The organism is Brevundimonas diminuta 3F5N, assembly GCF_900163625.1.
Taxonomy (GTDB): Bacteria; Pseudomonadota; Alphaproteobacteria; order Caulobacterales; family Caulobacteraceae; genus Brevundimonas; species Brevundimonas diminuta_A.
In genome coordinates this window covers 81,468-107,745 of sequence record NZ_FUIE01000020.1, presented here as the reverse complement: position 1 = coordinate 107,745, position 26,278 = coordinate 81,468, and the positions used below count along the sequence as shown (strand labels likewise).

Sequence of the window (26,278 nt, the reverse complement as noted above, 5' to 3'; positions counted from 1 at the left end):
GTGCAAGCGCCGCTTTCAACCAAGGCGCATAGACGAGGGAAGACGCCGAATGCTGGGTATGATGCAGGACTGGCCGTTGACGGTCGACAAGATCCTCGATCACGCGAAGAACTGGCACGGGGAGCGCGAGGTCGTAACGCGTTCGGTCGAGGGGCCGATCGTCCGCACCACCTACGCCGCGATCCATGAACGGGCGCGCCGCGTGTCGAACGCTCTGCTGGCCTGGGGCGTGAAGCCGGGCGACCGGATCGCGACCCTGGCCTGGAACACCGGCAATCATATCGAGACCTGGTACGGAATCATGGGGATCGGGGCCGTGTGCCACACCCTGAACCCACGCCTGTTTCCGGAGCAACTGGCCTACATCATCAACCACGCCGAAGACCGGATCATCTTCACCGATCTGACCTTCGTGCCGTTGCTGGAAGCCATTCTGCCGCATTGCCCGTCAGTCGAGCGCGTCATTGTCATGACCGACGCCGCTCACATGCCTCAGGCCAAGCTGCCGAAGGCCCAGGCCTATGAGGCGGTGCTGGAGCAGTCGTCGAACGATGTGGCCTGGGGCGGCTTTGACGAGCAGACGGCCTGCGGCCTCTGCTACACCTCTGGCACGACCGGCAATCCGAAGGGGGTGCTGTATTCTCACCGCTCCAACTTCATTCATACGCTGCTGGGGATGCAGGCGACGGTTGTCGGAGGCACGCCCAGCGAAGTCATTCTGCCCGTGGTGCCGATGTTCCACGCCAACGCCTGGGGCATCGCCTTTGTCGGGCCGGCGGCGGGCTCCAAGCTGGTCATGCCGGGCGCCAAGATGGATGGCGCTTCCATCTATGAACTGATTGAGACCGAGGGCGTCACCTTCTCGGCCGCCGTGCCCACGGTCTGGCAGGGGCTGTTCGGTCATATGGTGGAGAACAATCTGAAGTTCTCGACGCTGCGAAAGGTGCTGATCGGCGGCTCTGCCTGCCCCGAGGCTCTGATCCGCGGGTTTCAGGACAAGTTCGGCGTTGAGGTGGTCCACGCCTGGGGCATGACCGAGACCTCGCCCATCGGCACCATCGCCAATCTGACGCCTGAGCTGAAGGCGCTGCCTTATGATCAGCAGATGGCCTGGCGTATGAAGCAGGGCACGCCGCCGCTGGGCGTCGAGCTGAAGATCAAGAACTACGGCGGCCAGGATATGCCGCATGACGGCAAGACCTATGGTCGAGTCATGGTCAAGGGACCGACCATCTCCGGCGCCTATTTCAAGGGCGAGGGCGGCGACATCCTGGACCACGAAGGCTTCTTCGACACGGGTGATATCGCCAGCGTCGATTCTCACGGCTTCATGCAGATCACAGACCGCGCCAAGGACGTCATCAAGTCGGGCGGGGAGTGGATCAGCTCGATCGATATCGAGAATATCGCTGTCGGCCATCCCAAGGTCGCGCTGGCCGCCGTCATCGGCGCGGCCCATCCCAAGTGGGACGAGCGGCCGGTGCTGTTGGTCAAGCTCAAGGAAGGCGAGGCCGAGAACAAGCAGGAGCATCTCGACTTCCTGCAGGGCAAGATCGCCAAGTGGTGGATGCCGGACGATGTGGTCTTCGTCGATGACATTCCTCTGGGCGCCACGGGCAAGATCGATAAGAAGACGCTGCGCGAGCGGATGAAAGACTACCAACTGCCCGCCGCCGGCTGATAGCGACGGAGGACGCCATGTCGACCACACGCCCCAAAGGCCAGTCTCTGGCCGTGATGCTGCTGCTCGTTGCGTTTCTCGCGCCGACGTTGTTGCTGGTTGCGGTCTGCGGTGCGCGGGTGGGCGTGTGGAGCGCCGATTTCAGCTTGGGCGTGCTGGCCCTGAAGGCGGGGCGGGTGCTGGCCTACCTGGGCCTGGCGGCCGCCCTGACGGCCTGCCTGATGGCGTTTCGCGAGCGTCGGCTGTTGGGAATCGCAGGGGCGGCGCTGGCGATCGCAGGCGTGACCCTGGGCGGTTATCTGATTCAGCAACGCCGTTTTACCGATGCGCCGCGCGATGTGACGACCGATCCGTCGGAGCCGCCAGCCTTTGCGCGCATTCTAGCGGCCGAGCGGCGCCTCGCGCGCGTGCCTGAAACCCGGTCTCAGGCCTGCGAGGGTTTGGCCTCTGCGCCGACCCAGGTCGCGCCGGAAACCGCAGCCTGGGCGCTTGAGAAGGCGGGGTTCACGGTTCTGGGCACGGCGCCGTTCCGCGTGGATGGACGCAAGGAAGGCGCGTGGTTTGGCCTGACGCATGATGTCACCGTCCGGATCCGTCCCGGCCGCACAGATGTCCGCGTCGCCGGGCGCGACAGCCTTCAGGTCGGTGATGAGGCCTGTCGCCTCGCCAAGGCCGTGGTTGCGGAGCTGAGACCCTAAAGGGCGGGATCGTTTAGTCGCCAGGTCGCGGCCATTTCCGGCTGAGGGGATGCCTGAACACGCCCCTCTTTTTCCAGCTTGATCAGGTGCGCGAGCACCGAAAGGCTGGCGGCCGGCCACAGGCGCTGATCGACGGCGGCGTATAGGGCGGGGATCATGTCCGCTATCCTCTGATCTCCTGAGGCCAGTCGAGCCATGATCTGGGCCTCACGCTCCAGCCGGTGGTCGCGATAAGCCTTCAAGAAGGGCGCGACCTGGGTGATCGCCGGGCCGTGCGTCGGCCATATCGTCGAGAAGCCACGCGCCAGCACGGCGTCCAGGCTGTTCATATAGTCGACCATGTCGCCGTCCGGCGGAGCCACCACAGTGGTCGACCAGCCCATCACATGGTCGCCGCTGAACAGGGCGTTCTCCTGTCTCAGCACGAAGGCCATATGGTTTGAGGCATGCCCTGGCGTGGGCATGGCTTCCAGCGTCCATCCGTCGCCTTCGATCCGCTCGCCCCCCGTCAGAACCTCGTCGGGATGAAAGTCGGCGTCATCGTCCTCGTCTAGCGCTCCTGAGGCGTGCAGGGTCCGCACGGGTGGTTGAGCCGCCAGGATCGGCGCGCCGCCGACGGCCTCGGCCAGCGGGCGGGCGAGAGGTGCATGGTCCCGATGGGTGTGCGTCACCAGGATATGACTGACGGTTCGACCTTCGATCGCGCGAAGCAGGGCTGAAAGGTGAGCCTCGTCATCTGGTCCAGGATCAATCACTGCAACCTCGGCGCCCGGCAAGTTGCGCCCGACGATATAGGTTCCTGTGCCAGTGAAGGTGAATGGCCCCGGATTGTCGGCGATCACGCGCTGAATCAACGGGGAGACCTGATCGCGCCGCCCATAGGCGAAGTCGAACTGACGGAGATAGGGGATCATGGCCAGCCTCCCTTGCGTGAGCGAATCCTGCAACCGCTTCTCCTCAAAGGAGAGCAATTCGGATCATAGCCGGACTCACGAGAGAGCGTATGCCGTTCGCTTCCGATTACTGTCGTTTGACACGAACGGCGCGGCTCTTGCCGGCGGTCAACAGATAGCTGCCCAGGGCTGCGCGGCGCACCCTGACTTCCGTGCCGTTTCGATTCTGGAAGCGGACAGGCGCTGAATCGATCTGTCGCCACTCACCGCCATCGGCCAGGCGGAAAGTCCACTTACCCTCATGATCCTGACCGGCGCTCACCAAGGTCGTTTCAACGGAATCGACCTCTGGCTCAGTATCGGCCCCCCCGCCGCCACGGCCGAAGAGCGTGGGGAGGGCCGGGGCGCTGAAGCCGAAGAGCTGGCGCCGCGCTTCGCGAATCTGTTGGCGCTCCATAATCACAAGGTCGCCCTGGCGTTCCGCCGTATCCAAAGCATCCGCCGTTCTGTCGAAACAGTTCAGGCGAGCGGCGGCGTCCGGCATGGCGCGACATCCCGAGAGCGCGCTCAGGAGCGCCGAACGCTCGGAGGATTGAACTTGCGCCAATGTGTCGCAGGTGAGGCCGAATGTGCCGATCATTGCAACGCAGAAGGTCAACATCGTTCGCATTTTTGGCACATTCCGAAATTGTGAGTTTGAAGAGTGAGTACCATCGCATGCGAGATGATTGCGTGTCACTAGGAGTCCTTGCGTGGCGAAATTGCGACATAGCTGCGGCGCAATTTTATCGCCCATGTAATTTGCGTGGTCTGTAGTCGTGCTCCATGCCTAACCTTCTGATCGGATGCCGAATGAAGTTCCGATTGATACGGAACTTAGCTGTATCCGTGGTCGACGGGTGGGGGTGGACTTCGCCGGAGTCGACCACAACTCAGGAGGACGAGCTTTGAATTTTCAGATCAAACGTGAGCGTCTGTTGGCGTCGACGATGATCGCGGGCCTTGCGCTGGTGGGCTTCGCCGCCCCCGCTGCGGCTCAGACCACGCCGAATCCGGAGGCGGATCAGCCGAGCCAGGTCAGCGACATCGTCGTCACCGGCTCGCGTCTGCGTCAGCCGAATCTGACCACCACCAGCCCTGTGACCCAGGTTACGGGCGAAGACATCGACGTTCAGGGCGTAACCCGCGTTGAAGACCTGGTCACCCAACTGCCTCAAGCTTTCGCCGCGCAGAACTCGACGGTCGCCAACGGCGCTTCCGGCACGGCGACGGTGTCGCTGCGAAACCTGGGCTCGTCGCGCACTCTGGTGCTGATTGACGGCAAGCGGATGGGTTACGGCTCGCCGCAGGACGACGCGGCTGACCTGAACCAGATTCCCGGCCAGATGGTCGAGCGCGTTGAAGTGCTGACTGGCGGCGCTTCGGCCGTCTACGGTTCGGACGCTATCGCCGGCGTTGTGAACTTCATCATGCGCCGTAACTTCGAGGGCATCGAGATCGACGCCCAGTACGGTTTCAACCAGCACAACAACGACTATGACGGCGTAGGCAATCTGCGTGACGTTATCGCGCGTCGTTCCGCCTCCAACCCATCACAGTACCAGCTGCCCGACGATAATGTTTACACGGGGTTCAGCCGTGAAGTGAACTTGCTGATGGGCGTCAACGCCCCCGATGATCGCGGCAACATCACGCTGTATGCCGGCTATCGGAAGAATAATAAGGTTCTGGGACGCGACTACGATTACTCGGCCTGTTCGCTCTCGGCGCCGGCGGCCAGCACGCCCCCCGGTGAATTCAACTGCGGCGGTTCAGGTACGTCATTCCCTGGGCAGTTTACGGATTTCGGCGGCAATGAATTCCTGATCGATACCGACGGCGACCCCACTACGGATGACATTGACGTCAATCCGCTGCCGAGCTTCGCCTATACGGTGAATAACGCTGGATTCCGTAACTATGTTGGCGCGACGGATGCCTATAATTTTGGTCCGTCCAACTATTTCCAGCGCCCTGATGAGCGGTACACGCTGGGGGTCTTTGGTCATTACGACGTGACCGACAAGATCGAAGTGTACACCCAGCTCATGTATAGCGATTACTCGACGATCGCTCAGATCGCACCGTCGGGTAACTTCTTCGGTGAGTTCAAGAACGGCTTCCGCACCACCGACGGCTCGTCGTTCATTAACTGCGACAGTCCGCTGCTGAACGCACAGCAGGCGGCAGCGCTTGGCTGTGGTGCGCAAGCTACCGCCGCCTACAATACCTGGGTGATCGAGAACGACGACAAGACTTTCTCGCTTTCGGCTCCCGGCTCCACCACGCCAGGCGGCAACGAGGCTTTCCGCTTGTTGGAGGATCCCAACCTGGTGCCGTTGTACATCGGGCGGCGTAACGTTGAAGGCGGCGGACGTCAGTCCGACATCCGCTTCCAGTCGTATCGCGGCGTGATCGGCGCTCGCGGCGATCTGAATGACGCCTGGAGCTACGATCTGTCGATCCAGTACTCGCGTGCGCAGTTCACCAACATCTACCGCAATGAGTTTTCGAACACCCGCTTGGCGCGTGCCCTGGACGTCGTGCTGGATCCCAGCACCAACACGCCGGTTTGCCGGTCCGTGCTGGCCGGCATCGACGCCGACTGCGTCCCTTACGACATCTTCAAACCGGGCGGCGTGTCGCAGGAGGCTCTGAACTATTTGCAGGTGCCGCTGGTTGCGACTGGCTGGACGACCCAGCAGGTGGCTTCGGGTTCGCTGACGGTCGATCTGGGCGCCTATGGCGTGAAGTCGCCCTGGGCGACGCGTAGCGTGCAGGCGGCCTTCGGCGGCGAATATCGCCGTGACGCTCTGGATCTGACGCCTGACGTGTCGTTCTCGAGCGGCGACGGCGCCGGTCAGGGCGGTCCGACCCTGGGCTTGAATGGCGCGAACCAAGTTTACGACGTCTTCGTCGAGGCTCAGATTCCGATCGCAGAAGGCATGGCTTTCGCTGACCAGTTGTCGCTCGACCTAGCCTATCGTCACTCGGAGTACGACCTCGGCGGCGGTACGGATTCGTGGAAGATCGGCGGCGACTGGGCGCCTGTTCCCTCGGTTCGTTTCCGGGCTAGCGCTCAGCGCGCTGTGCGTGCGCCGAACGTCATCGAACTGTTCACCGCGCAGGGTTTCAACCTGTTCGATATGGATGATGATCCCTGCGACTTCACCGACCCGAACGAGGACGGAACCGCCTCGCAAGCTGCCTGCGTGGGCACCAATCCCTGGCAGGTGTCGCAAGGCCAAGCTGACGGCGGCAACCTGAGCAGCCCCGCCGGTCAGTACAATGTGCTGCAGGGCGGGGAGACGACCCTGACGCCGGAAAGCTCGGACACTCTGACTTTCGGCGTGGTTTTCACGCCTGAGTTCCTGCCGGGCTTCAACCTGACGCTCGACTACTTCGACATCCAGATTGACAACCTGATCTCATCGGTCGGCCCGCAGAACGCATTGGACGCCTGTTACGAGGGCGGCTTCATGACGGCCTGTAACAACATCCAGCGGAACGCTAACGGTCAGCTTTGGGTCGGCACCGGCAACGTGGTGGACCTGAACACCAACATCGGCGGCCTGAAGACTTCGGGCGTCGACGTTGCAGCTAACTACAACGTCGACTTGGCGGACTTTGGCTGGAACGGTGTCGGCAGCTTGGGCTTCGCCCTTGTTGGCACCTGGCTGGACAAGCTTGAGACCGACACCGGTCTGGGGCTGGCCCGTTCGACGTATGACTGCGCCGGCTTCTACGCCAACCAGTGCGGCGTGCCGAACCCCGAGTGGCGTCACCGCTTCCGTGTTGACTGGAACACCCCGATTGATGGTCTGAACCTGAACGGCACCTGGCGCTACTATGGTGAAGCCGAAATCGCGGTGCTGGGTTCGGATGGCAGCCTGAACAACTCGCCGAGCGACCGTATCGATCGCGTTCTGGACTCCCAGAACTATTTCGATCTGGCCGGAACTTGGCAGATGAGGGATAATATTTCGGTGCGCGCTGGCGTGAACAACGTCTTCGACTCCGATCCCCCTCTATCCTATAGCGTGGGGACGACGGGTAACAATAATACCTACCCGCAGCTTTATAACGCCATGGGTCGTTACTTCTTCTTCGGCGTTACAGCAAACTTCTAAATCTTTATAACATAAGGAAAGGGGGCGAAGGATTTACTATCCATCGCCCCCTTTTTCTTGTGCGCCTCAAGGCGCTTTTGGTGAGTTACTCGCGTCGCACGCGGACGGCCCGACTCGAGCCGAGGTTGAGAAAGTAGCTGCCTAGCGCGGCCTTGCGAACGCGAACTTCTTCCCCTTGGCGAGCCCTAGGGTTAGTGACGCGCGTATTGTCGATCTGCCGCCATGTCGAGCCGTCTGCCAGGTAGAAAATCCAGGCGCCATCCGAAGCAGCGGCAGCACGCTCGAGCGTAGATTCCAAGCTTTCTATAGTTTCTCCTCCGAACACGGCCGGAAGGTTGGGTGTTGAGAAACCGAATACAGCTCTTTTGGCGGCATCAACCTGCGCGCGCTCCACGATTACGACTTCGCCGTTGTTTGCTGCGGCGCGGAGCTCGGTCATGCGCTCGTCGTAACAGGCTAGTCGTTGTTCGTTTGCGATGAGGTCCTGGCATTCGGACAACTTTTCGAAGGCGGAGGGGGTGTTTTGGGCTTTGGCGCTTCCGGCCGCGAGCAGGGCGAGAAGGATAAAGGCCGAATAGGGACGAAAAAGGGGTGGAATTGTCAATATTTTCATGTTTTTTGAAATCTTGTTTCAAGTTGAGGGTTGATTTGTAAGTGTCAATTTCTGGGCTATTTGGCTATATATGTGGCGATTTTGAGACAGGCTGAGGGCTAACTCGCGTTGATATCGTAAAGACGAATGAATGAGTTCAAATATGGAGATAAATGCAAGGTCAGCCACGATTTCGAATCGTTAGAAATTGAGGTTGGGTTGGGGGTGTCGGCGTTTTTGGGAATATCCGCTTTCCGCTGCGCTCCTTCATTTTAATGGAGGAAGAATTGATTTCCATGGAACATCGCAAGCGATTGCTGGCGACCACGATGATCGCTGGGGTGGCCGCTATCGGCTTCGCCGCGCCCGCGTTCGCGCAGAGCGCGTCGCAGGATGAGGTTTCACGTGTCGATGAGGTCGTGGTGACGGGCTCGCGTATTGCTCGACGCGACGCCGTCTCGGAGAGCCCGATCCTGACTGTCCAACAGGAAGACATGACGCACTCCGGTTCGACCACTGTCGAACAGTATCTCAACACTCTCCCGCAGGTGACTGCGGGTCTCAGCTCGCAGTCGAACAATCCAAGCTCGAACGGGCGCGCCTTCATCGATCTGCGTGGCCTGGGCTCGGGCCGTAACTTGGTGTTGATGGATGGCCGTCGCCCCATGGGCTCGACCGCCGGCGGCACTGTCGACGTCAACACCATTCCCGCAGCTCTGATTGATCGCGTTGAGATCATCAGCGGAGGCGCGGCCTCGACCTATGGTGCGGACGCCGTGTCGGGCGTGGTCAACTTCATCATGAAGAATGACTTCGAAGGCATTCAGATCGACTCCCAATACCGTCTCACCGAAGAAGGCGACGGGCAGGAGTGGGGCACTGACATTACCTTCGGCGGCCAATTCGGCGACGGTAAGGGTAATGCGGTTTTCAACGCCAGCTACTTCAACCGCGAGGTCATGTATAAGGGCACGCGTGATTTTGCTTCGCAAGCTTCTACAACGACGTCTATCTTCCCTGGCGGCTCGGTTGCACTAGGTGCCAACACTCCGACGCAAGGTTTCGTGAATGGCCTATTTGGCGGTCCGAACAACTGCGACGCTTCGGGCGGCTGGGCTGGATTCGGATTCAATCCGGATGGAAGCCTGTTCTGTACGGGTCTAGAAACCAGCAGCGTCTACAATATGTACGGCTACAAAGGACCGGACTCTGCTGTCGCTACGGCGTTTGCACCGAATATCTTCTCGTACAACTTCGAGCCGGACAACATCCTGGTCCTGCCGATGGAGCGTTGGAACCTGTTCACGCGCGTGAACTATGAGCTGAACGACCACTTCAAGCCTTACGTCCAGGCGCTGTACACCAACTATAACGCCAAGCAGGAACTCGCTCCGACGCCAGCCGGCGGTTCGACGGGCTGGAACGTGGCGGTCAGCAACCCGTTCATCGGATCGCAACTGGGATCGCTCCTGGCGGCGCGCGCTCGTCCGAACGATCCATTCGCCTTCTCGAAGCGGTTCAACGACTTGGGCGGCCGTACTGGCTTCAGCACCCATGACGTCTGGCAGGTTTTGTTGGGCACCAAGGGTTCGCTGCCTCGGACCAACACCTGGACCTATGATGTCTATGCTTCATATGGTCGCACGTCTCTGAACGAAATCCAAGGCGGCAACGTCCGGCGTGATCGTGTTGGCCAACTGCTCGGCCATATTGATGCCAAGGGCGCCACTGAGAGCCAGGCGGCGTATGATGCACGCGTCGCTGCCTTCCGGGCGCCGACGATCGCTCAGCAAGCCGCGCTTTCTGGAGGTGCTTGCCCGAATGGCCTCAACCTGTTCGGAGCCGCGCCGATTGATGCCAGCTGTGCGGCTTGGGTCAGCCTTGAGGCCAAGAACCTGACGGTCGTTGAGCAATCCGTGGTTGAAGCCTCAGTCAACGGTGATCTGTTCCAGTTGCCTGCCGGCCCGGTTCAAGGCGCTTTCGGGGCCAGCTATCGTGAACTGGATTTTGATTTCCGTCCGGACAGCGGGTTGCAGCCTGGTCTGGTGGCCGGCTTTAACCAGCAACTGCCGACTTCGGGCTTCCTGAACTGGAAGGATATCTTTGCCGAACTGCTGGTTCCGGTCGTCAAGGATGTGGCTTTCGCCAAGGATGTGTCGCTGTCGCTGGGTTATCGTGTTTCGGAGAATTCTCATTCGGGCACGACCAATAGCTGGAAGGCGAACCTCGAGTGGGAAGTGAATGATTGGCTCCGCGCACGCGGTGGTTATCAGACGGCGGTTCGTTCGCCGACGATTTCGGAGCTGTTTGCCCCTCAGGTGAATAACTTCCCGTCCTTCAACCGTCTTGATCCGTGTGACGTTCGCTTGCCGGCCACTGCGGAGTACAGCCGCAATGGTCCGAACGGCGCTAAGATTACGCAACTGTGCCAGGCGCAGTCGGCTGTGGCCGGTGGCGCTAACTTTACCTGGTCGGGTCAGATTCCTGCCATTACGGGCGGCAACCCGGACCTGAAGCCGGAGGAATCTAACTCTTGGACCGCTGGTTTCGTGGCGCGTTCACCCTTCAACACGGGCGGTTGGGCTGATAGCCTCTATCTGTCGGTGGATTATTGGTCGATCAAGATCGAAGACGTTATTGCTTCGATCGGGGTGGGCACGATCGTTCAGCGCTGTTTCAACCTGGACAACGCGAACCCGACCTATGACGCGAACAACGATTGGTGTCGTTTGTTCGAGCGCAACCAGGCCAATGGTTCGGTGCAGAATGTTGTTCAGCTGTCGCGTAACCAAGCGATGACGGAAACCAGCGGCGTCGACTTCAACTTCGGCGTTGGTTTCGAACTGGGCGGCGCTGGTGCGCTGGACTTCAACGTGCTGTCGACCTGGGTCGAAAAGTACGAGACCCAGACTACTCCGCTGGATCCGGTGCGTAATTATGTTGGCACCATTGGCACCGGCACGGGGTCGGCGACGCCGGAATGGCGCCATACGATTAGCACGAGCTGGCGTTTGGATCCGTTCTCGGTCACGGGTACGGCTCGCTTCATTGACGAGATGGTGCATAGCAACACTGTTACGGGTGGTGCAGGTACTGGCGTGGATTCGATGTGGTATTTCGATCTACGCGCAACCTATGACGTGAATGACGCAGTTTCGCTGCGAGTTGGCGTCAACAACCTGTTTGATGAGCAGCCGCCGCTGTACTCGCCGAACATCCAGGCGAACACGGACCCGTCGACCTATGATGTACTGGGTCGTCGTTACTTCGTGGGTCTGACTGCCCGCTTCTAAGTAGCGAAAATACCATGAAGACTGGACGGCGGATCAATCGATCCGCCGTCTTTTTTTGTGGCCATTATTGGTTGGAGGGGGAGGGCCGACTGAAGGGCCTGTTCAGCATATGAGCACGAAGTGTGCGACACGACGAAGCGCGCTTCATCATGCTATATGCTTTAGTAAATGCTATAAGGTTTAGGGCGGGGTGGCGCGCCACTCCCTCATCTCTGAGAAGGAGTGGCGCGAGTGACGGGGCTCGAACCCGCGACCTCCGGCGTGACAGGCCGGCACTCTAACCAACTGAGCTACACCCGCGTTTCTCTCCCCGCGAGGAGGAGAGGAGGGGCGAATACGGTTCGTCGCGCTTTCGGTCAAGCGCATTGTGGCGCTTTTGCTAAAAAATCTGCGAATTCAGACTCTAGCGGCCGCAATCCAGGCCGTGGGCGTCGGGGGGAGCTGCGCCCCCGAGGCCGAGCGCCTTCTGCATGAAGACGACGTCGCGCCAACCGTCGAACTTCCATCCGGCGTCGCGGAAGGCGCCGACATGGGCGAAGCCCGCCGCTTCGTGCAGGGCGATGGAGCCGGTGTTGGCGCTGTCGCCGATCACCGCCACCATCTGACGCATTCCCAGGGCTTCACATGCGCTGAGCAGGGCGTCCAACAGCGCCTTGCCCACGCCGAGGTTGCGAAACGCTTCTGCGACGTAGATCGAGTCCTCGACCATGAAGCGATAGGCCGCGCGCAGGCGATAGGGTGCGGCATAGGCGTAGCCAGCGACCGTCTCGTCGATTTCGGCGATCAGGATGGGCAGGCCGAGCGCGGCGGGCGCGGCCAGGCGCGCCCGCATGTCGTCGGTCGAGGGGACGTCCAGTTCGAACGTCCCCGTGCCGTTCAGCACACTGTCGGCGTAGATGGCCGTCACGGCCGCCAGGTCGGCCTCCGCAAACGGCCGGACAATCACGCCTTTTCCCAGCCCTTCTCGACCGCCCAGACGGCGAACGCGTAGTCGTGGGCGATATCCTTCAGGTAATCGAACCGGCCTGACGAGGCGAAGTGGCCCGCCTCCATGTTGATCTTCAGCAGCACCGGCTTGCCCGAGGTCGAGGCCGGCCGCAGCTTGGCCACCCACTTCTCCGGCTCCCAATAGGTGACGCGGGGGTCGGACAGGCCGCCGGTCGCCAGCAGGGCCGGGTAGGGCTTGGCCTCGATCTGATCGTACGGGCTGTAGCTGAGCATGTAGTCGTAGGCGGCGGCGTCCTCGAGCGGATTGCCCCATTCGGGCCATTCCGGCGGGGTCAGCGGCAGGCTGGTGTCGCTCATGGTGTTGATGACGTCGACGAAGGGCACGCCGCCGATCACGCCCGCCCACAGGTCCGGCCGCATATTGGTGACGGCCCCCATCAGCAGGCCGCCGGCCGAGCGGCCCTCGGCGACGATGTTTCCGGCCTTGGTGTAGTTGCGCGCGATCAGATGTTCGGCGGCGGCGATGAAGTCGGTGAAGGTGTTTTTCTTGGTGAAGCGCCGGGCGGTCAGGAACCAGTTCCAGCCCTTGTCCGAGCCGCCGCGGATATGGGCGATGGCGTAGATGAAGCCGCGATCCACCAGAGACAGCCGGTTGGTCGCGAAACTGGCCGCCATCGGAATGCCGTAGGAGCCGTAGCCGTAGAGCAGCAGCGGCGCCGAACCATCGACCGGCGTGTCCTTGCGACGCAGCACCGTCACCGGTACCAGTTCGCCGTCAGAAGCCGGGGCGTTCAGGCGCTCGACCACATAGTCCGCTGGATTGTGACCCGAGGGGATTTCCTGAACCTTGCGCAGGGTGCGCTCGCGGGTCTTCAGGTCGTAGTCATAGGTCGAGGTCGGCGTCGACGGCGAGTTGTAGCCATAGCGCATGACCGTGGTGTCGAACTCCGACGCTCCGCCCAGCGACAGGGCGTAGGCGGGCTCGTCCACGGCGATCTCGTGCTCGGCGCCGGCGCGGTTGCGGATGACGATCTTGGTGTTGGCTTCGGCGCGCTCCTGACGGCCCAGATAGTCCTTCACCAGAGCCACGCCCTCGATGAAGCGGCCGGGCGTGTGGGGGATCAGGTCCTTCCAGTTAGCCTTGGCCGGGGCGTTGGTCGGGGCTTCCATGACCTTGAAGTCGACGGCGTCGTCGGCGTTGGTGCGGATCACCCAACGGTCGCCCCAGTGGTCGAGGTCATACAGGCGGCCGACGTGGCGCGGCTCGGCCACTACGGGCGTCGCCGTGGGGTTGGCGGCCGGTATGATGCGGCTTTCTGAGGTTTCCTGATTGGCGATGGAGATGACGATGAAGGCGTCGTCGGCGGTGCGGCCGACGCCCTGGAACATGCCCTCGTCGGTTTCCGCATTGACCAAAGCAGTCTCGCCGCCGCGCGCCGGGCGGCGGAAGATCTTGTCCGGGCGGCCGTTGTCGTCGCGGTTGGTCCAGAAGATCCACTGGCTGTCGGGCGAGAAGGTGAAGTTGGCGCTGGCCGATTCGATCGGGTTGGGCAGAACCTCGCCGGTAGCCAGGTCCTTCACATAGATCTTGTAGACTTCGGAACCCTGCGCATCCTCGGCATAGCCGAACAGGGCGTGGTCGGGGCTGTGCTCGGTAGCGGAAACTTCGGAATAGGCCTTGCCCTCGGCCAGCTTGTTGCAGTCCAGCAGGATGACCTCGCCGTCCTTCTGGCCACGCGGACGGCGGCAATAGAGGGGGTGCTGGTCGCCGGTGTTGTAGCGGACGTAGTATTCCCACGGGCCGTCGGCGGCGGGAACAGAGCTGTCGTCCTCCTTGATGCGGCCCTTCATCTCCTCGAACATCGTGGCCTGCAGCGGCAGGGTGGAGGCCATCATGGCTTCACGATAGGCGTTCTCGGCGGTCAGGTGCTCCTTGACGTCAGCCTTGATCAGCGAGGGATCGCGCAGCACGGCCTGCCAGTTGTCGTCCTTCATCCACTGATAGTCGTCGACGCGGACCCGGCCCAGCTGCTCGATGCGGACGGGGACTTTCTTGGCGACGGGCGGCGTGGGTTTGGACATTGAGGCTCCGGTAGTCTGGCGGGCGATAGCAGGGGAGGCGGCGACCAAGCCGACGGCGGCGGTCGAGGCGATCAGTTCGCGACGGTTCATGGCGTGGGCTTCCCCCTAGAATATGATTTGAGCCGGACCTTGTGCCCGGCGACGCTCGGCGTCAAATGGCGTCATGATCATTCAGGATCTTCCGCCCGAACAACCCGCCGTCGTCGCCGCCCCGCCGCCCGAATGGGATCTGACGGTCGGCGTGATCAACGCCACCGTGCAACTGGATCAGGCCATCAGCGACGGTCAGAGGAAGGTCGGCACAGGCTTCCTGATCGCCGCGCCCCGGCCTGACGGCGCGCCGCGCGTGGTGCTGGTGACGGCGCGGCATGTGCTGGACGTCATGCCCGGAAACGAGGCGCGGATCGGCTGGCGCACGGCCGAGGCGGACGGCGCCTGGAAGTTCACGCCCGGAAGCCTGGCGATCCGCGACGCCAGCGGCGCGCCGCTGTGGACCGCGCACCCGGAACGCGACGTGGCGGTGATGGAGGTCACGGCCCCGCCGGCCTTCGCACAGGCGGCGATTCCCGCGGGATGGCTGGCCGATGCCGAGGCTTTCGATCGCTGGCGCATGGGGCCGGGGGATGAGTTGCTGGCGTTGGGTTATCCGCATGGGCTTTCGGCCAATCGGGCGGGCTTTCCGATCCTGCGTTTGGGGCGGATCAGTTCCTGGCCGCTGACGCCAATCAGGCATTTCCCGATCTTCCTGCTCGACTTCGTGGTCGCTCAGGGCAATTCCGGCGGCCCGGTCTTCTGGACGCCCGCTGCGCGTCGCGTGCCGGGGGCGCCCGTGCCGGAGCATCCCTTCATAGCGGGAGTGCTGGTTCAAGAAGTGCAGGGCGGCGGCGAAGGCATGGACCTGGGCGTCGTCGCCCACGCCCAATATGTGCGTGAGGCCATCGCCCTGCTGGATCAGTCAGACGCCGCGCCGGAACCGCAGTCGAACGCCGCACAGTAGCGGCGGCGCATCTCGTTCCTGATCAGGGCCGGGTCTTCCGGGCTAGCTTGTGTGACTTGAGCGTACCAGACATCCCAGCCGATCGGCTTCTTGGTCGGCAGATAGTCCAGGCCGTGTCGTGCCAGTACGCGGGCGACCCCTGCGGCGTGCCAGGCCTTCTCGGTTTCAAGGTCAGGGTATAGCTCGGCCATCCAGGCGCGTAGAAGGGCTGCCTTCTCAGGAGGCATTTCGTCGACTTTCCAGTCACGGATCGAGCGTTCGGTCGCGGAGCGGCTGCCGCCATAAAAGCTGTCGGTAAAAGCCTGGGCGGCCTGGATATGCTCGGGGCCAGGCTCAGGGCCTTCCCATGGTTGACGCAGCGGTTCGTCGCCTTCGGTCAGGGTGCTGAAGGGCAGTTTGATCGTGAAAGGGACATTCGCGGGCTGGGCGACGCGCCCACGGAACACGATCGCCAGCGCCGCTTCCTGGAAGCCCGCGTCGGCAGGGTTTGCGGACATGGCGGCGCATCGAGCCAAGGCGCCGTCTTCGTTGTTGGCGCACTCGAGGGTGACGGTTCCGTTGATCCGCAAATCCTTGGCCAGGGCCGGGTAGTCATGTCGTTCGACGACAGGGCGCGTCTCCCACTGAACGGGTTCAGCCAGTAGGGCCAGGCTCGCCAGAAGCGTCATCATGTTCAGGTTTCCTGTGCGTTCTTAGGACGTGGTGTCGGCCGACAGCGCCGCGGGGCCGCAGTCGTATCGGGCGCAGTATCGACGACGCAGTTCGATCATCGGTGTTCTAGGGAAGACATCCCTGCCAGCCTCACGCAACTGAGGAGTCCAGGCTTCGCTCCAGTCATCCGGCTGCTTGGGCGGCAGGGCGTCCAAGCCGCGAAGGGCCAGGACGCGCGCCATGACCAGGCCCTGTCTTTGGCGCTCCGTCTCCAGATTTCCGAACAGTTCGGCGATCCAGCCTTCGGTCGTCCGGCGCATTTCGGGAGGCATCTGGTCCAGCCGCCAATAACGTCTCAGCCGGATGGCGGGCTCGACGCTGCGCCGGGCGAAGCGACGGCCGCCTTCCATTTGTGCGGCGTTGGGTGTCGGTCCAGACCAAGGCGTCGGCTCTTCCGTGTTGAATGGCGAAGCATTGAACGGCACGCGCACCGTGAATACGCGTTTCTCGGGCAAGGCGGTGGGCGCGGCAGGCGTTAACCGTGCTCGTTCGACTATGCGGACCGCCGCCTGGGCGAAGCCCAGTCCATCCGGACGGGCGCGCATGGCGGTGCAGGCGTTGGGCAGCCCTTCCGCCGTCGCCAGGCAGTTCACCTCGACCCAGCCGTTGATGCCCATGGCGGCGGCGAAGGGAGGGAAGTCGTCCGATGTCGGGGCGGGGCGTGTGACCCAGGCGACCGGCGGGGTGTTCTGCTCTTCAGGCATCGGCGCCAGTGCGAGCGCGGTCAAGAGTAGAGCCGTCACGGTCATCTCCGTGCGTCTCCGCAGTCATAGGCGGCGCAATAGCGGCGCTTCATTTCGGCGTCGATGGCGGTGAAATCCGGCCCTGCGTATGCCGCGTTGGCCTCTGCTTCGGTGATTTGAGGCGCTTCTGTTCCCAGGACAAAGCGATCCAAAGCTTCCTTGGCCCATAGTCGCGCCATGCCGAGCGCCATCACCTCTGCGAGGTCAGCATCAGGTGGAAACAACTCGGCCGCCCATGCTTGGATGGCTGCTCGCCGGCTTTCCGGCAATTCATCCAGCCCCAATCGCTCGGCGACAGGCGGGATGCCGACAGCTTCGATGACTTCGCGGGCATTGGCGAGTTGGGGCGCCGAGGGCTCCGGTCCGTCCCAGGGCGTGATGGGAGGTGCGGCGGCGTTTTCTGGGTCGTCATAGTCGGCGGTGAAAGGCAGGCGAACCACGAACTTGGCCGGAGTCGCCACCCCGTTTACGCGGCGCGGCGTCAGACGATGGCGAAGAATGATGCGTTTGGCGGCGTCGCCGAAACCCAGCCCTGTCGGCCGCTCTTCCTGGACCAGGCAGTTTGCGGGGCTTCCCTGCGGAGTGACCATGCACTCCAGGCTGACAGAGCCGTTCACGCCCAGATAGGCGGCGAAGATGGGGTAGTCGTCGCCATCAACCTGTGGCGGAACAACCCAGGCCGGACTTTCGATGACGACGGGATTTCCCTTACGCCTGGCCTTATCATCGGCAAGGGCGGCCGTGCTCGACCCGACAATGACCGTGGCCAGGATAGCCGCGCTGACTGCTCGATTCATACGAAACGCCTCCCGCGCCTAGGTGGCACAGGAGGCGCTTTACGCTCAAGTCATAGAACGGCGATCAGCCCGCCAGGGCTTCAACGCTCATCCGTTGCAGCAGATCGCCGCCCTGTCCCACGGCGGCCAGACGGCTGGAGACGTGGCCCAGGACGTTGGCGGCGTAGACTTCATAGAGGTCCAGCTTGCCCTGCAGCCAGGCGGCGTCGCCGTCATTGGCGTCCAGTTTCGCCTTGGCCGCCAGGGCGCCCTTGGCCAGCATCCAGCCGCCGACCACGTCGCCCATCAGTTTCAGATAGGCGTCAGCGCCCGCCAGCACGTCGGCCGCGCGGGCCGGGTCCGACTTGGCGTCCAGAAGCCACAGGGTGGCGTCCTCGACCGCCTCGATGGCGGTGGCGAAGCGCTCGACCGGCTTGCCGGCATACAGGCGATCGATTTGGGCCAGCGTGGCCTTCATTTCGGCGATCAGGGCCTTGGCCGACTCGCCGCCGTCCATCGACAGTTTGCGTCCCACCAGATCCATGGCCTGAATGCCGTTGGTGCCTTCGTAGATCGGGGTGATGCGGGCGTCGCGATAGTATTGGGCCGCGCCGGTTTCCTCGATGAAGCCCATGCCGCCGTGGACCTGAACGCCCATTGAGGCGACCTCGCAGCCGACGTCGGTGGACCAGGCCTTGGCGATGGGGGTGAACAGATCTTCGCGACCCTTCCACGCCTTGCGCTCTTCCTCAGTGGCGGCGTGGCGGGCCAGGTCGGCGGCGACGCCGGTCGACAGGCAGATGGCGCGGGCGGCGGCGACCTTGGCCTTCATCACCGAAAGCATCCGGCGCACGTCGGGGTGGTCGAAGATCGGCGCGTCCTTCTCGCCGGTCCAGGCGCTGCGGCCCTGACGGCGTTCCAGCGCATAGGCCAGGGCGTGCTGATAGGCGCGCTCGGCGATGCCGACGCCTTCGACGCCGACGGCCAGACGCGCCGCGTTCATCATGACGAACATATGGGCCAGACCCTGGTTCGGCTGCCCGACCAGTTCAGCGCGGGCGCCTTCATAGCTCATGACGCAGGTGGGCGAGGCGTGGATGCCCAGCTTGTGCTCGACGCCGACCGGGCGGAAGGCGTTGCGTTCGCCCAGCGAACCGTCGGCGTTGACCGCGAACTTGGGCGTCAGGAACAGGCTGATGCCCTTCGGACCCGCAGGCGCGTCGGGCAGGCGGGCCAGCACCAGATGTACGATGTTGTCCGTGGCGTCGTGGTCGCCCCAGGTGATGAAGATCTTCTGGCCGGTCAGGGCATAAGTTCCGTCGCCGTTGGGAACCGCCGTCGCCGTCAGGGCGCCGAGATCAGACCCGGCGTGCGGTTCGGTCAGCACCATGGCGCCGGTCCATTCGCCGCTGACCAGCTTGGGCAGATAGGTCGCCTTCTGGTGTTCGTTGCCGACCTGCTCCAGCGCCTCGATGGAGGCCAGCGACAGCATGGGACACAGGCCGAAGGCCATGTTGGCCGAGTGGACGGTTTCATAGGCGGCCAGCTCCAGCGCCTTGGGCAGGGCCTGACCGCCGGCCTCGACCGAGGCGGTCAGGCTGGTCCAGCCGCCCGCTGCAAACTGCTGATAGGCGTCGGCGAAACCGGGGGCGGCCGTCACGGCGCCGTTGGCGTATTTGGCGCCCGCCAGATCGCCGGGTCGGTTCAGCGGAGCCAGAACCTCTTCCGAAAACTGACCGGCGGCGTCCAGCACGGCCGAGGCGACATCGGCGTCGTAATCGGGAAAGGCGCCGGTCGCCGCCACCTGGCCGATCCCGGCCACGGCGTCGAGGGCGAAGGCGATGTCACGGACGGGGGCGCGGTAGCTCATCGGTTATCCTCAGAAAGACGTTGCGCTTCTGTCGGCCGCCGCGTCGCCGGGCGCAAGCCTGCTTGGACTTTGGTCGAGTTTCCGCGCACTGTGGCCCTCTGTTTGAACGGCTGACGCCGCGTAAGGAAAGGCCGACCGTGCCCGCCGACCGACCCGCCAGGGGCGACAGCCCCGAAATCGCCGCCGAGGCGCTGAAAACGGGGCGTCTGGTCATCCTGCCGACCGAGACGGTCTATGGACTGGCGGCTGACGCTTCCAACCCGCAGGCGGTGGCGCGAATCTTCGAGGCCAAGGGGCGGCCGCGCTTCAATCCCCTGATCGCCCATGTCGCCAACGCCGTGGACGCCGAGGCGATCGCCGTGTTCGACGCAAAGGCGCGGGCGCTGGCTGAGGCGTTCTGGCCGGGACCGCTGACCATCGTGGCGCCGGTGCGCGATCGTGAACGGGTGAGTGATCTGGCGCGGGCGGGGCTAGACAGCGTGGCGGTGCGCGTGCCGGGGCATCCGCGCGCGCGGGCGGTCATCGGCGCATTTGGCGGGCCTGTCGTCGCGCCCTCGGCCAATCGCTCGGGACGGCCCAGTCCGACGACCTTCGATGACGCTCTGGAAGAGACGGGCCACGCGGTGGGCGCGGCTGTCGATGGCGGCCCCTGCGCCGTGGGGGTGGAAAGCACGGTCGTCTCGGTGCTGGACGGTCAGGTCGCCCTGCTGCGTCCCGGCTCCGTCACGCGCGAAGAGATCGAGGCGGTTGTCGGGCCGCTGGCTGAAGGCGGGCAGGGGCATCGCTCTCCGGGGCGTCTGGCGCTGCACTATGCGCCCGACGCGCCGGTGCGGATTGAGGCGGAGGGCGTCAGGGACTGCGAAATCCTGCTGGGCTTCGGCGCTGGCGTCGGCGACCCGCGCTGGAGTCTCAGCCCGACCGGCGACCTGCGCGAGGCGGCGGCCAATCTGTTCCGCCTGTTGCGTGAGGCGGATCGCACAAAGCCCGCCGGGATCGCCGTGTCGCCCATTCCGGCCAAGGGGCTGGGCGAAGCGATCAACGACCGCCTGCGTCGAGCGGCGGGCTTCGTGGGCTAAAGAAACCGCGCCTTTATATCCACGCTGGACGCCTTGCCGACCTTTGGCAGGCAGCTTTCAAGCCATGCCTCGGCGGCTGTCCGGCCGTGCTGCTTCAGCTTGTTCAGATAGGTCCACTCCGTGTCGAATTTGGAGTGCAGCGACTCATCTCCCAGCCATTCGTCGGCCTCGATGACGTGGATGCGGATGCTGCGCCGTCGGTCCTCGCCGGGCTTCAGCTTGCCCTCGGCGATCAGGTCCTGGACGAAGGCGATGGCCCTCAGTTCGGCGACCAACGGGGCGTTGAAGACGATCTCGTTCAGCCGGTCGTTGATGTCGCCTGCTTCGCGCGGCGGCTCGTCACGCTGGAACGGGTTGAGCGGCAGAAGCAGAATATCGTCCGGCGTGTCAGTGTAGAACAGGGGCCACAGCGCCGGATTGGCCAGATAACCGCCGTCCCAATAGGGTTCGCCTTCGATCTCGACCGCCTGGAACAGTTGGGGCAGGCAAGCCGAGGCCAGCAGCACCTCGGGCGCCATTTCATCGGACTTGAAGATGCGAGATCGACCCGCGCGCACAGCAGTCGTCGAGACGAACATGCGGATGGAGGACGTGCGTAGGGCCTCGAAATCCACCGCCGTCTCCAGCACCCGACGCAATGGGTTCAGATTGAAGGGGTTGAAGGAATAGGGGCTCATCGACAGAGCCAGGGTTTGACCTGCCTGCCACATCGGCGTGCCCTTCAGCCAGTCGGGCGTCAGTGCCTTGGACCAAACGGAGCTGTCGCCGAAGACATTGCGGCCGCCGGACTGGTTCACCTCGCGCCACAAATAATCGAGAGCTTCACGCCCGCCTTCTGCGCCGCCGCGCTCCAGCCCGGTGATCAGGGCGGCGGCGTTCATCGCCCCGGCTGAGGCGGCGGTGACGGCGCGCACGTCCAGCACATCGGCTTCAAGCAGCCGGTCCAGCACGCCCCATTGGAAGGCGCCGTGGGCGCCGCCACCCTGCAAGGCCAGACAGACGGGTTTGCGCTTTGTCGCCATCAAACTCTCCGTCTTGCGGCCCTTATGGCCGAGTGAAACCTATTGGGCCGTCCAGCCGCCGTCGATGGAGAAGTGAGCGCCGTTGGCCGAGGCGCCGAGGTCCGACGCCAGATAGAGGAAGATGCCCGCCAGCTCGTCAGTCGTGACGAAACGCTTGGTCGGCTGCGAGCCCAGGATGACGTTCTTCATCACGTCTTCCTCGCTCATGCCGCGGGTGCGGGCCTGATCCTCAATCTGTTTGGCGACGATCGGCGTCTCGACGAAGCCGGGGCAGATGGCGTTGCAGGTGATGTTATCCTGCGCCAACTCCAGCGCCACCGTCTTGGTGAAGCCGATCACCCCGTGCTTGGCGGCGACATAGGCGGACTTGAACGGGCTGGCGACCAGACCGTGGGCCGAGGCGATGTTGATGATCCGCCCGCGCCCTTGCGCCTTCATGATCGGAATCGCCGCCTTGGTGGCGTAGAAGGTCGAGGACAGATTGATGGCGATGATCTTCTCCCATGCATCGGCGGGGAAGTTTTCGACGGCCTCGACGTGCTGGATGCCGGCGTTGTTGACCAGGATGTCGAGGCGGCCCAGTTCGCGATGCGCCGTGGCGATCATGTCCTCGATCTGATCCGGCTGGGTCATGTCGGCGGGATGATAGAGGACGCGCACGCCGGTTTCGGCGGCCAGGTCCGCGCGCGTCTTCTCAATGACGACGGGGTCGCCCAGGCCGTTCAGCACCACATCGCCGCCGCACAAGGCCACGGCCCGCGCCAGCGCCAGTCCGATGCCCGAGGTCGAGCCGGATACGACCGCGACGCGGCCCTTGAGATCGTTCATCGCGAACATGACAGAAAGAACCCGTGGATGATGATGCTGCAATGCAACCTAACCGCAGTCGTTCAATCTGGCGATCAGGATTTTCCTTCCCTGATGAATATCCAGTCCGTGTCCGTCGATAGGCTCTTGTCGAAGCGGTAGCCGTCGCGATCGAAGGCCTTCAGGTCTTCGACCTTTTCGAGCCGGTTCTCGATGGCGAAACGGGCCATACCGCCGCGCGCCTTCTTGGCGTAGAAGGAGATGATGCGGGCCTCGCCGTCCTTCTTTTCCTTGAAGTGCGGAGTCACGACCGGCAGTTTCAGCGCCCTGGCGTCGACCGCGCCGAAATACTCATGGCTGGCTAGGTTCACCAGGGTCTGTTCGGACAGCTTTTCGGCGTCTTCGTTCAGGCGCAGCGAGATGCGCTCGCCCCAGAAGTCATAGAGGGTGGCGCCGCGCTTGGTCTTCAACCGGATGCCCATCTCCAGCCGATAGGGCTGAATCGCATCCAGCGGCCGCAGCAGGCCGTAGAAGCCCGAGAGAATACGCAGGTGGTCCTGAGCCCACGTCAGGTCGTCGGCCGACAGGGTGCGGGCCGACAACCCTTCATAGACATCGCCGGCGAAGGCGAAGACGGCCTGCAGCGCGCCCTCCGGTGTTTCATTGTCGAAAGCCTGGAAGCGCTGATAGTTCAACTCAGCCAGGGCGTCGGAGATCGACATCAGGCGGCGCAAGTCCGCACGGCTCAGCCCTCGCGTCACCTTGGCCAGTTCGGCGGTCTCATCAGCGCATCGCCGTGGCGTCACGGGGGCGTCGGTGGCGGGCGGGTTGAAGTCCAGCTTTTTGGCCGGGGACAGGACGATCAGCAAAACGATCGACTCCCTATGCGTCTCAAGAGCGGGCCTCATAGGCCGCTTCGACGACGTTTTGAACCGCCTGAAACGTCACATACGGTCGTCAATCATCAGAAGAGGACCGCTGGGTTCATGATCCGCTGCGGATCGATGGCCTGACGGATCGCCTGCATCGTTGCGATTTCAAGCGGTGATTTATAACGCCGGGCCTCGTCGGTTTTCAGCCGCCCCAGACCGTGTTCAGCGGAAATCGACCCATCGTAGCGGGCGACCACGTCATGCACGACCTCTGACCCTTCCATCCAGCGCGCGATGAAGGCGGGCACGTCTTCGCCGACGCCGGGGATCACATCATAGTGAAGATTGCCGTCGCCGACGTGGCCGAAGACCGACACCCGACAACCGGGGTGGAATTTTTCAACCGCGGCTGTCGCCTCGTCGATGAAGTCCGCGATTCGCGAGACGGGCACCGAAACGTCGTGCTTCCATCCGCCGCCTTCCGGTTTGAGCGCGGCCGAGTGCTCTTCGCGCAGACGCCAGAATTCGGCCTTCTGGGCGTCGTTCTGGGCGATGGCGGCGTCCATGATCAGGCCTTCCTCGAAGGCGGCGGTCAGCAGGCGCTCCATCGCCGCCTCGGCGCCGTTCGGCTCGCCCGAGGTCAGTTCGATCAGCACATACCAGGGCGGCGTCGATTCCAGCGGCTCGCGCGTGTCGGGGATGTTCTTCAGCACCAGGCTCATGCCCAGCCGCTTCATCAGCTCGAACGCCTCGACCCCGCCGCCCGTCTCGGCCTTGGCGCGGGCCAGCAGAACGACGGCGTCGTGGTGGCTTTCCAGGCCGACGATGGCGGTGGCGCGGCTGCGCATGATGGGGAACAGCTTCAGCGTCGCCGCCGTGATGACGCCCAGGGTGCCTTCGGCGCCGATGAACAGCTGCTTCAGGTCATAGCCGGTGTTGTCCTTGCGCAGGCGTTTCAGGCCGTTGAACACCTGACCGTCGGGCATGACCGCCTCGATGCCCAGCACCAGATCGCGCATCATGCCGTAACGCAGGACGGCTGTGCCGCCCGCATTGGTCGAGATCACGCCGCCAATGGTGGCCGAACCCTCGGCCGCGAGGCTGAGGGGAAAGAAGCGGTCCTTCTCCTTCGCTAGTTCCTGCGCCTCGAGCAGGGTTACGCCCGCCTCGACCGTCATGGCGTCGTCCAGCGGCGTCACGTCGCGCACCGTCCGCAGCTTGCGCGTGGACAGCAGAACCTCGCCATAAGGGATCTGGCCGCCGACCAGTCCGGTGCCGCCGCCCTGCGTCACCACGGCTGTGCCGTGACGGGCGCAGATCTCGACGGCGCGGGCGACTTCCTCGGTCGTACGCGGTTGCAGCAGCAGCGGCGTCTGCCCCGTCCAGCGGCCGCGCCATTCGGTCAGCCACGGCGCCATTTCGGCGGCGTCCTGGGTCCAGGCGCCGGGCAGGGCGGCCTTGAGTTCAGCGAGGGATTCTGGCGTCGGGAGGGTCATATCGGCCTTGTGGCAAAAGGCAGCCCGTGGTGGAAGCGCAAAACCTTGCCTTCTGGCGGTCAATTCAAGGGCAAAACATGATTCCGACGCCGGCCGTGGGCGTAGTGTGTTTGAAAGGCGATGAAGTGCTGCTGATCCGGCGCGGCACGCCGCCTCGTGTGGGGGAGTGGAGCCTGCCTGGCGGCCGACTGGAGCCGGGCGAACGCCTGGCTGACGCCGCCCTGCGCGAACTGCGCGAGGAGACGGGCGTGGAGGCCGAACTGATCGGTCTGGTCGACGTGGTGGACGGCCTCTTTCCCGAGGCGGGGCGGCACTATGTCCTAATCGACTATGCGGCGGTCTGGATGTCCGGCGAGCCGGTCGCTGGCGACGACGCCGCCGAAGCGGTCTTTTTCCCGTTCGAGGCGGCTCTGGCCAAGGTGGATTGGGACGAGACGCGACGCATCATTCGCATGGCGCGCAGGATGGCTGACGCGGATGTCATGCTGACGGAACCGGATTCGGTGGCGCGGGACGGCTGCGGCGATTAAGCTCCCGGTCCAACTGGAGGGCCTTATGAATTTTTCGCTGATTTTCTTTGTGATGTTCGCGGTGTTCGCGATCATCTTCCTGTTCAGCGTGATCAAGATCGTGCCGCAAGGGCGTGAATTCACGGTGGAACGGTTCGGCAAATACACCAAGACCCTCACGCCGGGCATCCACATCCTGACCCCGTTCGTCGAGCGCGTCGGCCACCGCATGAACATGATGGAGCAGGTGCTGGACGTCCCGACCCAAGAGGTCATCACCAAGGACAACGCCATGGTGAAGGTGGACGGCATCGTCTTCATTCAGGTGATGGACGCCGCACGCGCCGCCTATCGCGTCGATAACCTGCCTTACGCCATCGCCCAACTTTGCATGACCAATCTGCGGACCGTGGTCGGCTCGATGGAACTGGACGAGGTGCTGTCGCAGCGCGACGCCATCAACACGCGCCTGCTGCACGTCATCGACGCCGCGACCGAGCCGTGGGGCATCAAGGCCAACCGCATTGAGATCAAGGACCTGACGCCGCCGGTGGACATCACCAACGCCATGGCCCGCCAGATGAAGGCGGAGCGCGAACGCCGCGCTGTCATCACCGAGGCGGACGGCGAGAAGCAGGCCGCCATCGCCCGCGCCGAGGGCGCCAAGCAGGCTGCGATCCTGGAAGCCGAAGGCCGCAAGGAAGCCGCCTTCCGCGACGCAGAGGCTCGTGAACGTGAAGCCGAGGCCGAGGCCAAGGCCACCGCCATGGTGTCCGAAGCGATCGCTCGCGGCGACGTCAACGCCATCAACTACTTTGTGGCGCAGAAGTATGTGGAGGCCTTTGCCGAACTGGCCCGCAGCCCGCAGCAGAAGACGGTCATCGTGCCGTCGGAAATGGGCGCGCTGGTCGGCACCATCGCGGGCGTCGGCGAACTGGTCGGCCTGGCCAGGGAGCAACAGCAGGTCCGCACGGACGCGCGCCAGACCGCCGCGCGCGCCGCGCCGCGTCGTTCGGGCGGCTCCGTGCCGACGACGGAGTAAG

The 26,278-nt window shown here is 63.6% G+C and carries 21 protein-coding genes and 1 tRNA gene; 8 read left to right on the top strand and 14 right to left on the bottom strand.

What is annotated here, in order from left to right:
• Nucleotides 1-49 precede the first annotated feature (49 nt).
• Together FM111_RS03895 and FM111_RS03890 are read left to right on the top strand one after the other, a co-directional pair.
• Nucleotides 50-1,681 carry a long-chain-fatty-acid--CoA ligase gene (locus FM111_RS03895; protein ID WP_087139418.1) on the top strand — a complete coding sequence of 544 codons (1,632 nt, stop codon included), beginning with the start codon at nt 50-52 and terminating at the stop codon, nt 1,679-1,681.
• A gap of 17 nt (nt 1,682-1,698) precedes the next feature.
• Entirely contained in the window at nt 1,699-2,379 is a 681-nt protein-coding gene (locus FM111_RS03890; protein WP_087139417.1) for a DUF1499 domain-containing protein, read from the top strand.
• Here FM111_RS03890 and FM111_RS03885 read toward each other — a convergent pair.
• Together FM111_RS03885 and FM111_RS03880 are read right to left on the bottom strand one after the other, a co-directional pair.
• Nucleotides 2,376-3,293 (bottom strand): MBL fold metallo-hydrolase, encoded by a 918-nt coding sequence (locus tag FM111_RS03885; RefSeq protein WP_087139416.1) that lies wholly within the window; start codon nt 3,291-3,293, stop codon nt 2,376-2,378. The genes FM111_RS03890 and FM111_RS03885 overlap by 4 nt on opposite strands.
• 106 nt (nt 3,294-3,399) lie before the next feature.
• Nucleotides 3,400-3,933 carry a hypothetical protein gene (locus tag FM111_RS03880; RefSeq protein WP_087139415.1) on the bottom strand — a complete coding sequence of 178 codons (534 nt, stop codon included), beginning with the start codon at nt 3,931-3,933 and terminating at the stop codon, nt 3,400-3,402.
• 286 nt (nt 3,934-4,219) lie between these two features.
• Here FM111_RS03880 and FM111_RS03875 point away from each other — a divergent pair, with 286 nt between their 5' ends.
• Nucleotides 4,220-7,441, top strand: a complete 3,222-nt coding sequence (locus FM111_RS03875) for a TonB-dependent receptor domain-containing protein (protein WP_256968080.1) — start codon at nt 4,220-4,222, stop codon at nt 7,439-7,441.
• Nucleotides 7,442-7,526: 85 nt separating this feature from the next.
• Here the strand turns inward: FM111_RS03875 and FM111_RS03870 are convergent, their stop codons facing one another.
• Nucleotides 7,527-8,054: a hypothetical protein gene (locus FM111_RS03870; protein ID WP_087139414.1), complete on the bottom strand. Its 528-nt coding sequence runs from the start codon at nt 8,052-8,054 to the stop codon at nt 7,527-7,529.
• A gap of 275 nt (nt 8,055-8,329) precedes the next feature.
• Here FM111_RS03870 and FM111_RS03865 point away from each other — a divergent pair, with 275 nt between their 5' ends.
• A complete protein-coding gene (locus FM111_RS03865; RefSeq protein ID WP_179205009.1) occupies nt 8,330-11,326 on the top strand; it encodes a TonB-dependent receptor domain-containing protein in 2,997 nt (998 codons plus the stop codon).
• 223 nt (nt 11,327-11,549) lie between these two features.
• On the opposite strand, the gene FM111_RS03860 is transcribed toward FM111_RS03865, so the two are convergent.
• The 3 genes from FM111_RS03860 to FM111_RS03850 all read right to left on the bottom strand — a co-directional run bounded on the left by FM111_RS03860 (nt 11,550) and on the right by FM111_RS03850 (nt 14,446).
• A tRNA-Asp gene (locus FM111_RS03860) sits at nt 11,550-11,626 on the bottom strand.
• A 103-nt stretch (nt 11,627-11,729) separates the two neighbouring features.
• Nucleotides 11,730-12,272, bottom strand: a complete 543-nt coding sequence (locus FM111_RS03855; protein ID WP_087139412.1) for a GNAT family N-acetyltransferase — start codon at nt 12,270-12,272, stop codon at nt 11,730-11,732.
• Complete coding sequence (locus FM111_RS03850; RefSeq protein ID WP_087139411.1) at nt 12,269-14,446, bottom strand: S9 family peptidase; 2,178 nt, start codon at nt 14,444-14,446, stop codon at nt 12,269-12,271. The genes FM111_RS03855 and FM111_RS03850 overlap by 4 nt, the downstream gene beginning before the upstream one ends.
• 73 nt (nt 14,447-14,519) lie before the next feature.
• Here FM111_RS03850 and FM111_RS03845 point away from each other — a divergent pair, with 73 nt between their 5' ends.
• The gene (locus FM111_RS03845) at nt 14,520-15,353 is read left to right on the top strand and encodes a trypsin-like serine peptidase (protein WP_087139410.1); all 834 of its coding nucleotides are present in this window, start codon (nt 14,520-14,522) and stop codon (nt 15,351-15,353) included.
• Here the strand turns inward: FM111_RS03845 and FM111_RS03840 are convergent.
• The 4 genes from FM111_RS03840 to FM111_RS03825 form a co-directional block, all read right to left on the bottom strand.
• Nucleotides 15,308-16,024: an energy transducer TonB gene (locus tag FM111_RS03840; RefSeq protein ID WP_087139409.1), complete on the bottom strand. Its 717-nt coding sequence runs from the start codon at nt 16,022-16,024 to the stop codon at nt 15,308-15,310. The genes FM111_RS03845 and FM111_RS03840 overlap by 46 nt on opposite strands.
• Before the next feature lie 21 nt (nt 16,025-16,045).
• The gene (locus FM111_RS03835; RefSeq protein ID WP_179205008.1) at nt 16,046-16,807 is read right to left on the bottom strand and encodes an energy transducer TonB; all 762 of its coding nucleotides are present in this window, start codon (nt 16,805-16,807) and stop codon (nt 16,046-16,048) included.
• Nucleotides 16,808-16,809: 2 nt separating this feature from the next.
• The gene (locus FM111_RS03830) at nt 16,810-17,604 is read right to left on the bottom strand and encodes an energy transducer TonB (protein WP_087139407.1); all 795 of its coding nucleotides are present in this window, start codon (nt 17,602-17,604) and stop codon (nt 16,810-16,812) included.
• Nucleotides 17,605-17,668: 64 nt separating this feature from the next.
• Nucleotides 17,669-19,453, bottom strand: coding sequence for an acyl-CoA dehydrogenase (locus FM111_RS03825; RefSeq protein ID WP_087139406.1), 1,785 nt, complete (start codon nt 19,451-19,453; stop codon nt 17,669-17,671).
• 137 nt (nt 19,454-19,590) lie between these two features.
• On the opposite strand from FM111_RS03825, the gene FM111_RS03820 reads away from it, so the two are divergent.
• Nucleotides 19,591-20,529, top strand: a complete 939-nt coding sequence (locus FM111_RS03820) for an L-threonylcarbamoyladenylate synthase (RefSeq protein ID WP_087139405.1) — start codon at nt 19,591-19,593, stop codon at nt 20,527-20,529.
• On the opposite strand, the gene FM111_RS03815 is transcribed toward FM111_RS03820, so the two are convergent.
• The 4 genes from FM111_RS03815 to FM111_RS03800 all read right to left on the bottom strand — a co-directional run bounded on the left by FM111_RS03815 (nt 20,526) and on the right by FM111_RS03800 (nt 24,726).
• Entirely contained in the window at nt 20,526-21,551 is a 1,026-nt protein-coding gene (locus FM111_RS03815) for a patatin-like phospholipase family protein (RefSeq protein WP_087139404.1), read from the bottom strand. The genes FM111_RS03820 and FM111_RS03815 overlap by 4 nt on opposite strands.
• Before the next feature lie 39 nt (nt 21,552-21,590).
• Complete coding sequence (locus FM111_RS03810; protein ID WP_087139403.1) at nt 21,591-22,388, bottom strand: 3-hydroxybutyrate dehydrogenase; 798 nt, start codon at nt 22,386-22,388, stop codon at nt 21,591-21,593.
• Between the two features lie 65 nt (nt 22,389-22,453).
• A complete protein-coding gene (gene yaaA / locus FM111_RS03805; RefSeq protein WP_087139402.1) occupies nt 22,454-23,227 on the bottom strand; it encodes a peroxide stress protein YaaA in 774 nt (257 codons plus the stop codon).
• A 95-nt stretch (nt 23,228-23,322) separates the two neighbouring features.
• A complete protein-coding gene (locus FM111_RS03800; RefSeq protein ID WP_087139401.1) occupies nt 23,323-24,726 on the bottom strand; it encodes an FAD-binding oxidoreductase in 1,404 nt (467 codons plus the stop codon).
• 77 nt (nt 24,727-24,803) lie between these two features.
• Here FM111_RS03800 and FM111_RS03795 point away from each other — a divergent pair, with 77 nt between their 5' ends.
• Nucleotides 24,804-25,256, top strand: a complete 453-nt coding sequence (locus FM111_RS03795; RefSeq protein WP_087139400.1) for an NUDIX hydrolase — start codon at nt 24,804-24,806, stop codon at nt 25,254-25,256.
• A gap of 52 nt (nt 25,257-25,308) precedes the next feature.
• Entirely contained in the window at nt 25,309-26,277 is a 969-nt protein-coding gene (locus FM111_RS03790; protein ID WP_373407953.1) for an SPFH domain-containing protein, read from the top strand.
• Nucleotide 26,278 lies beyond the last annotated feature (1 nt).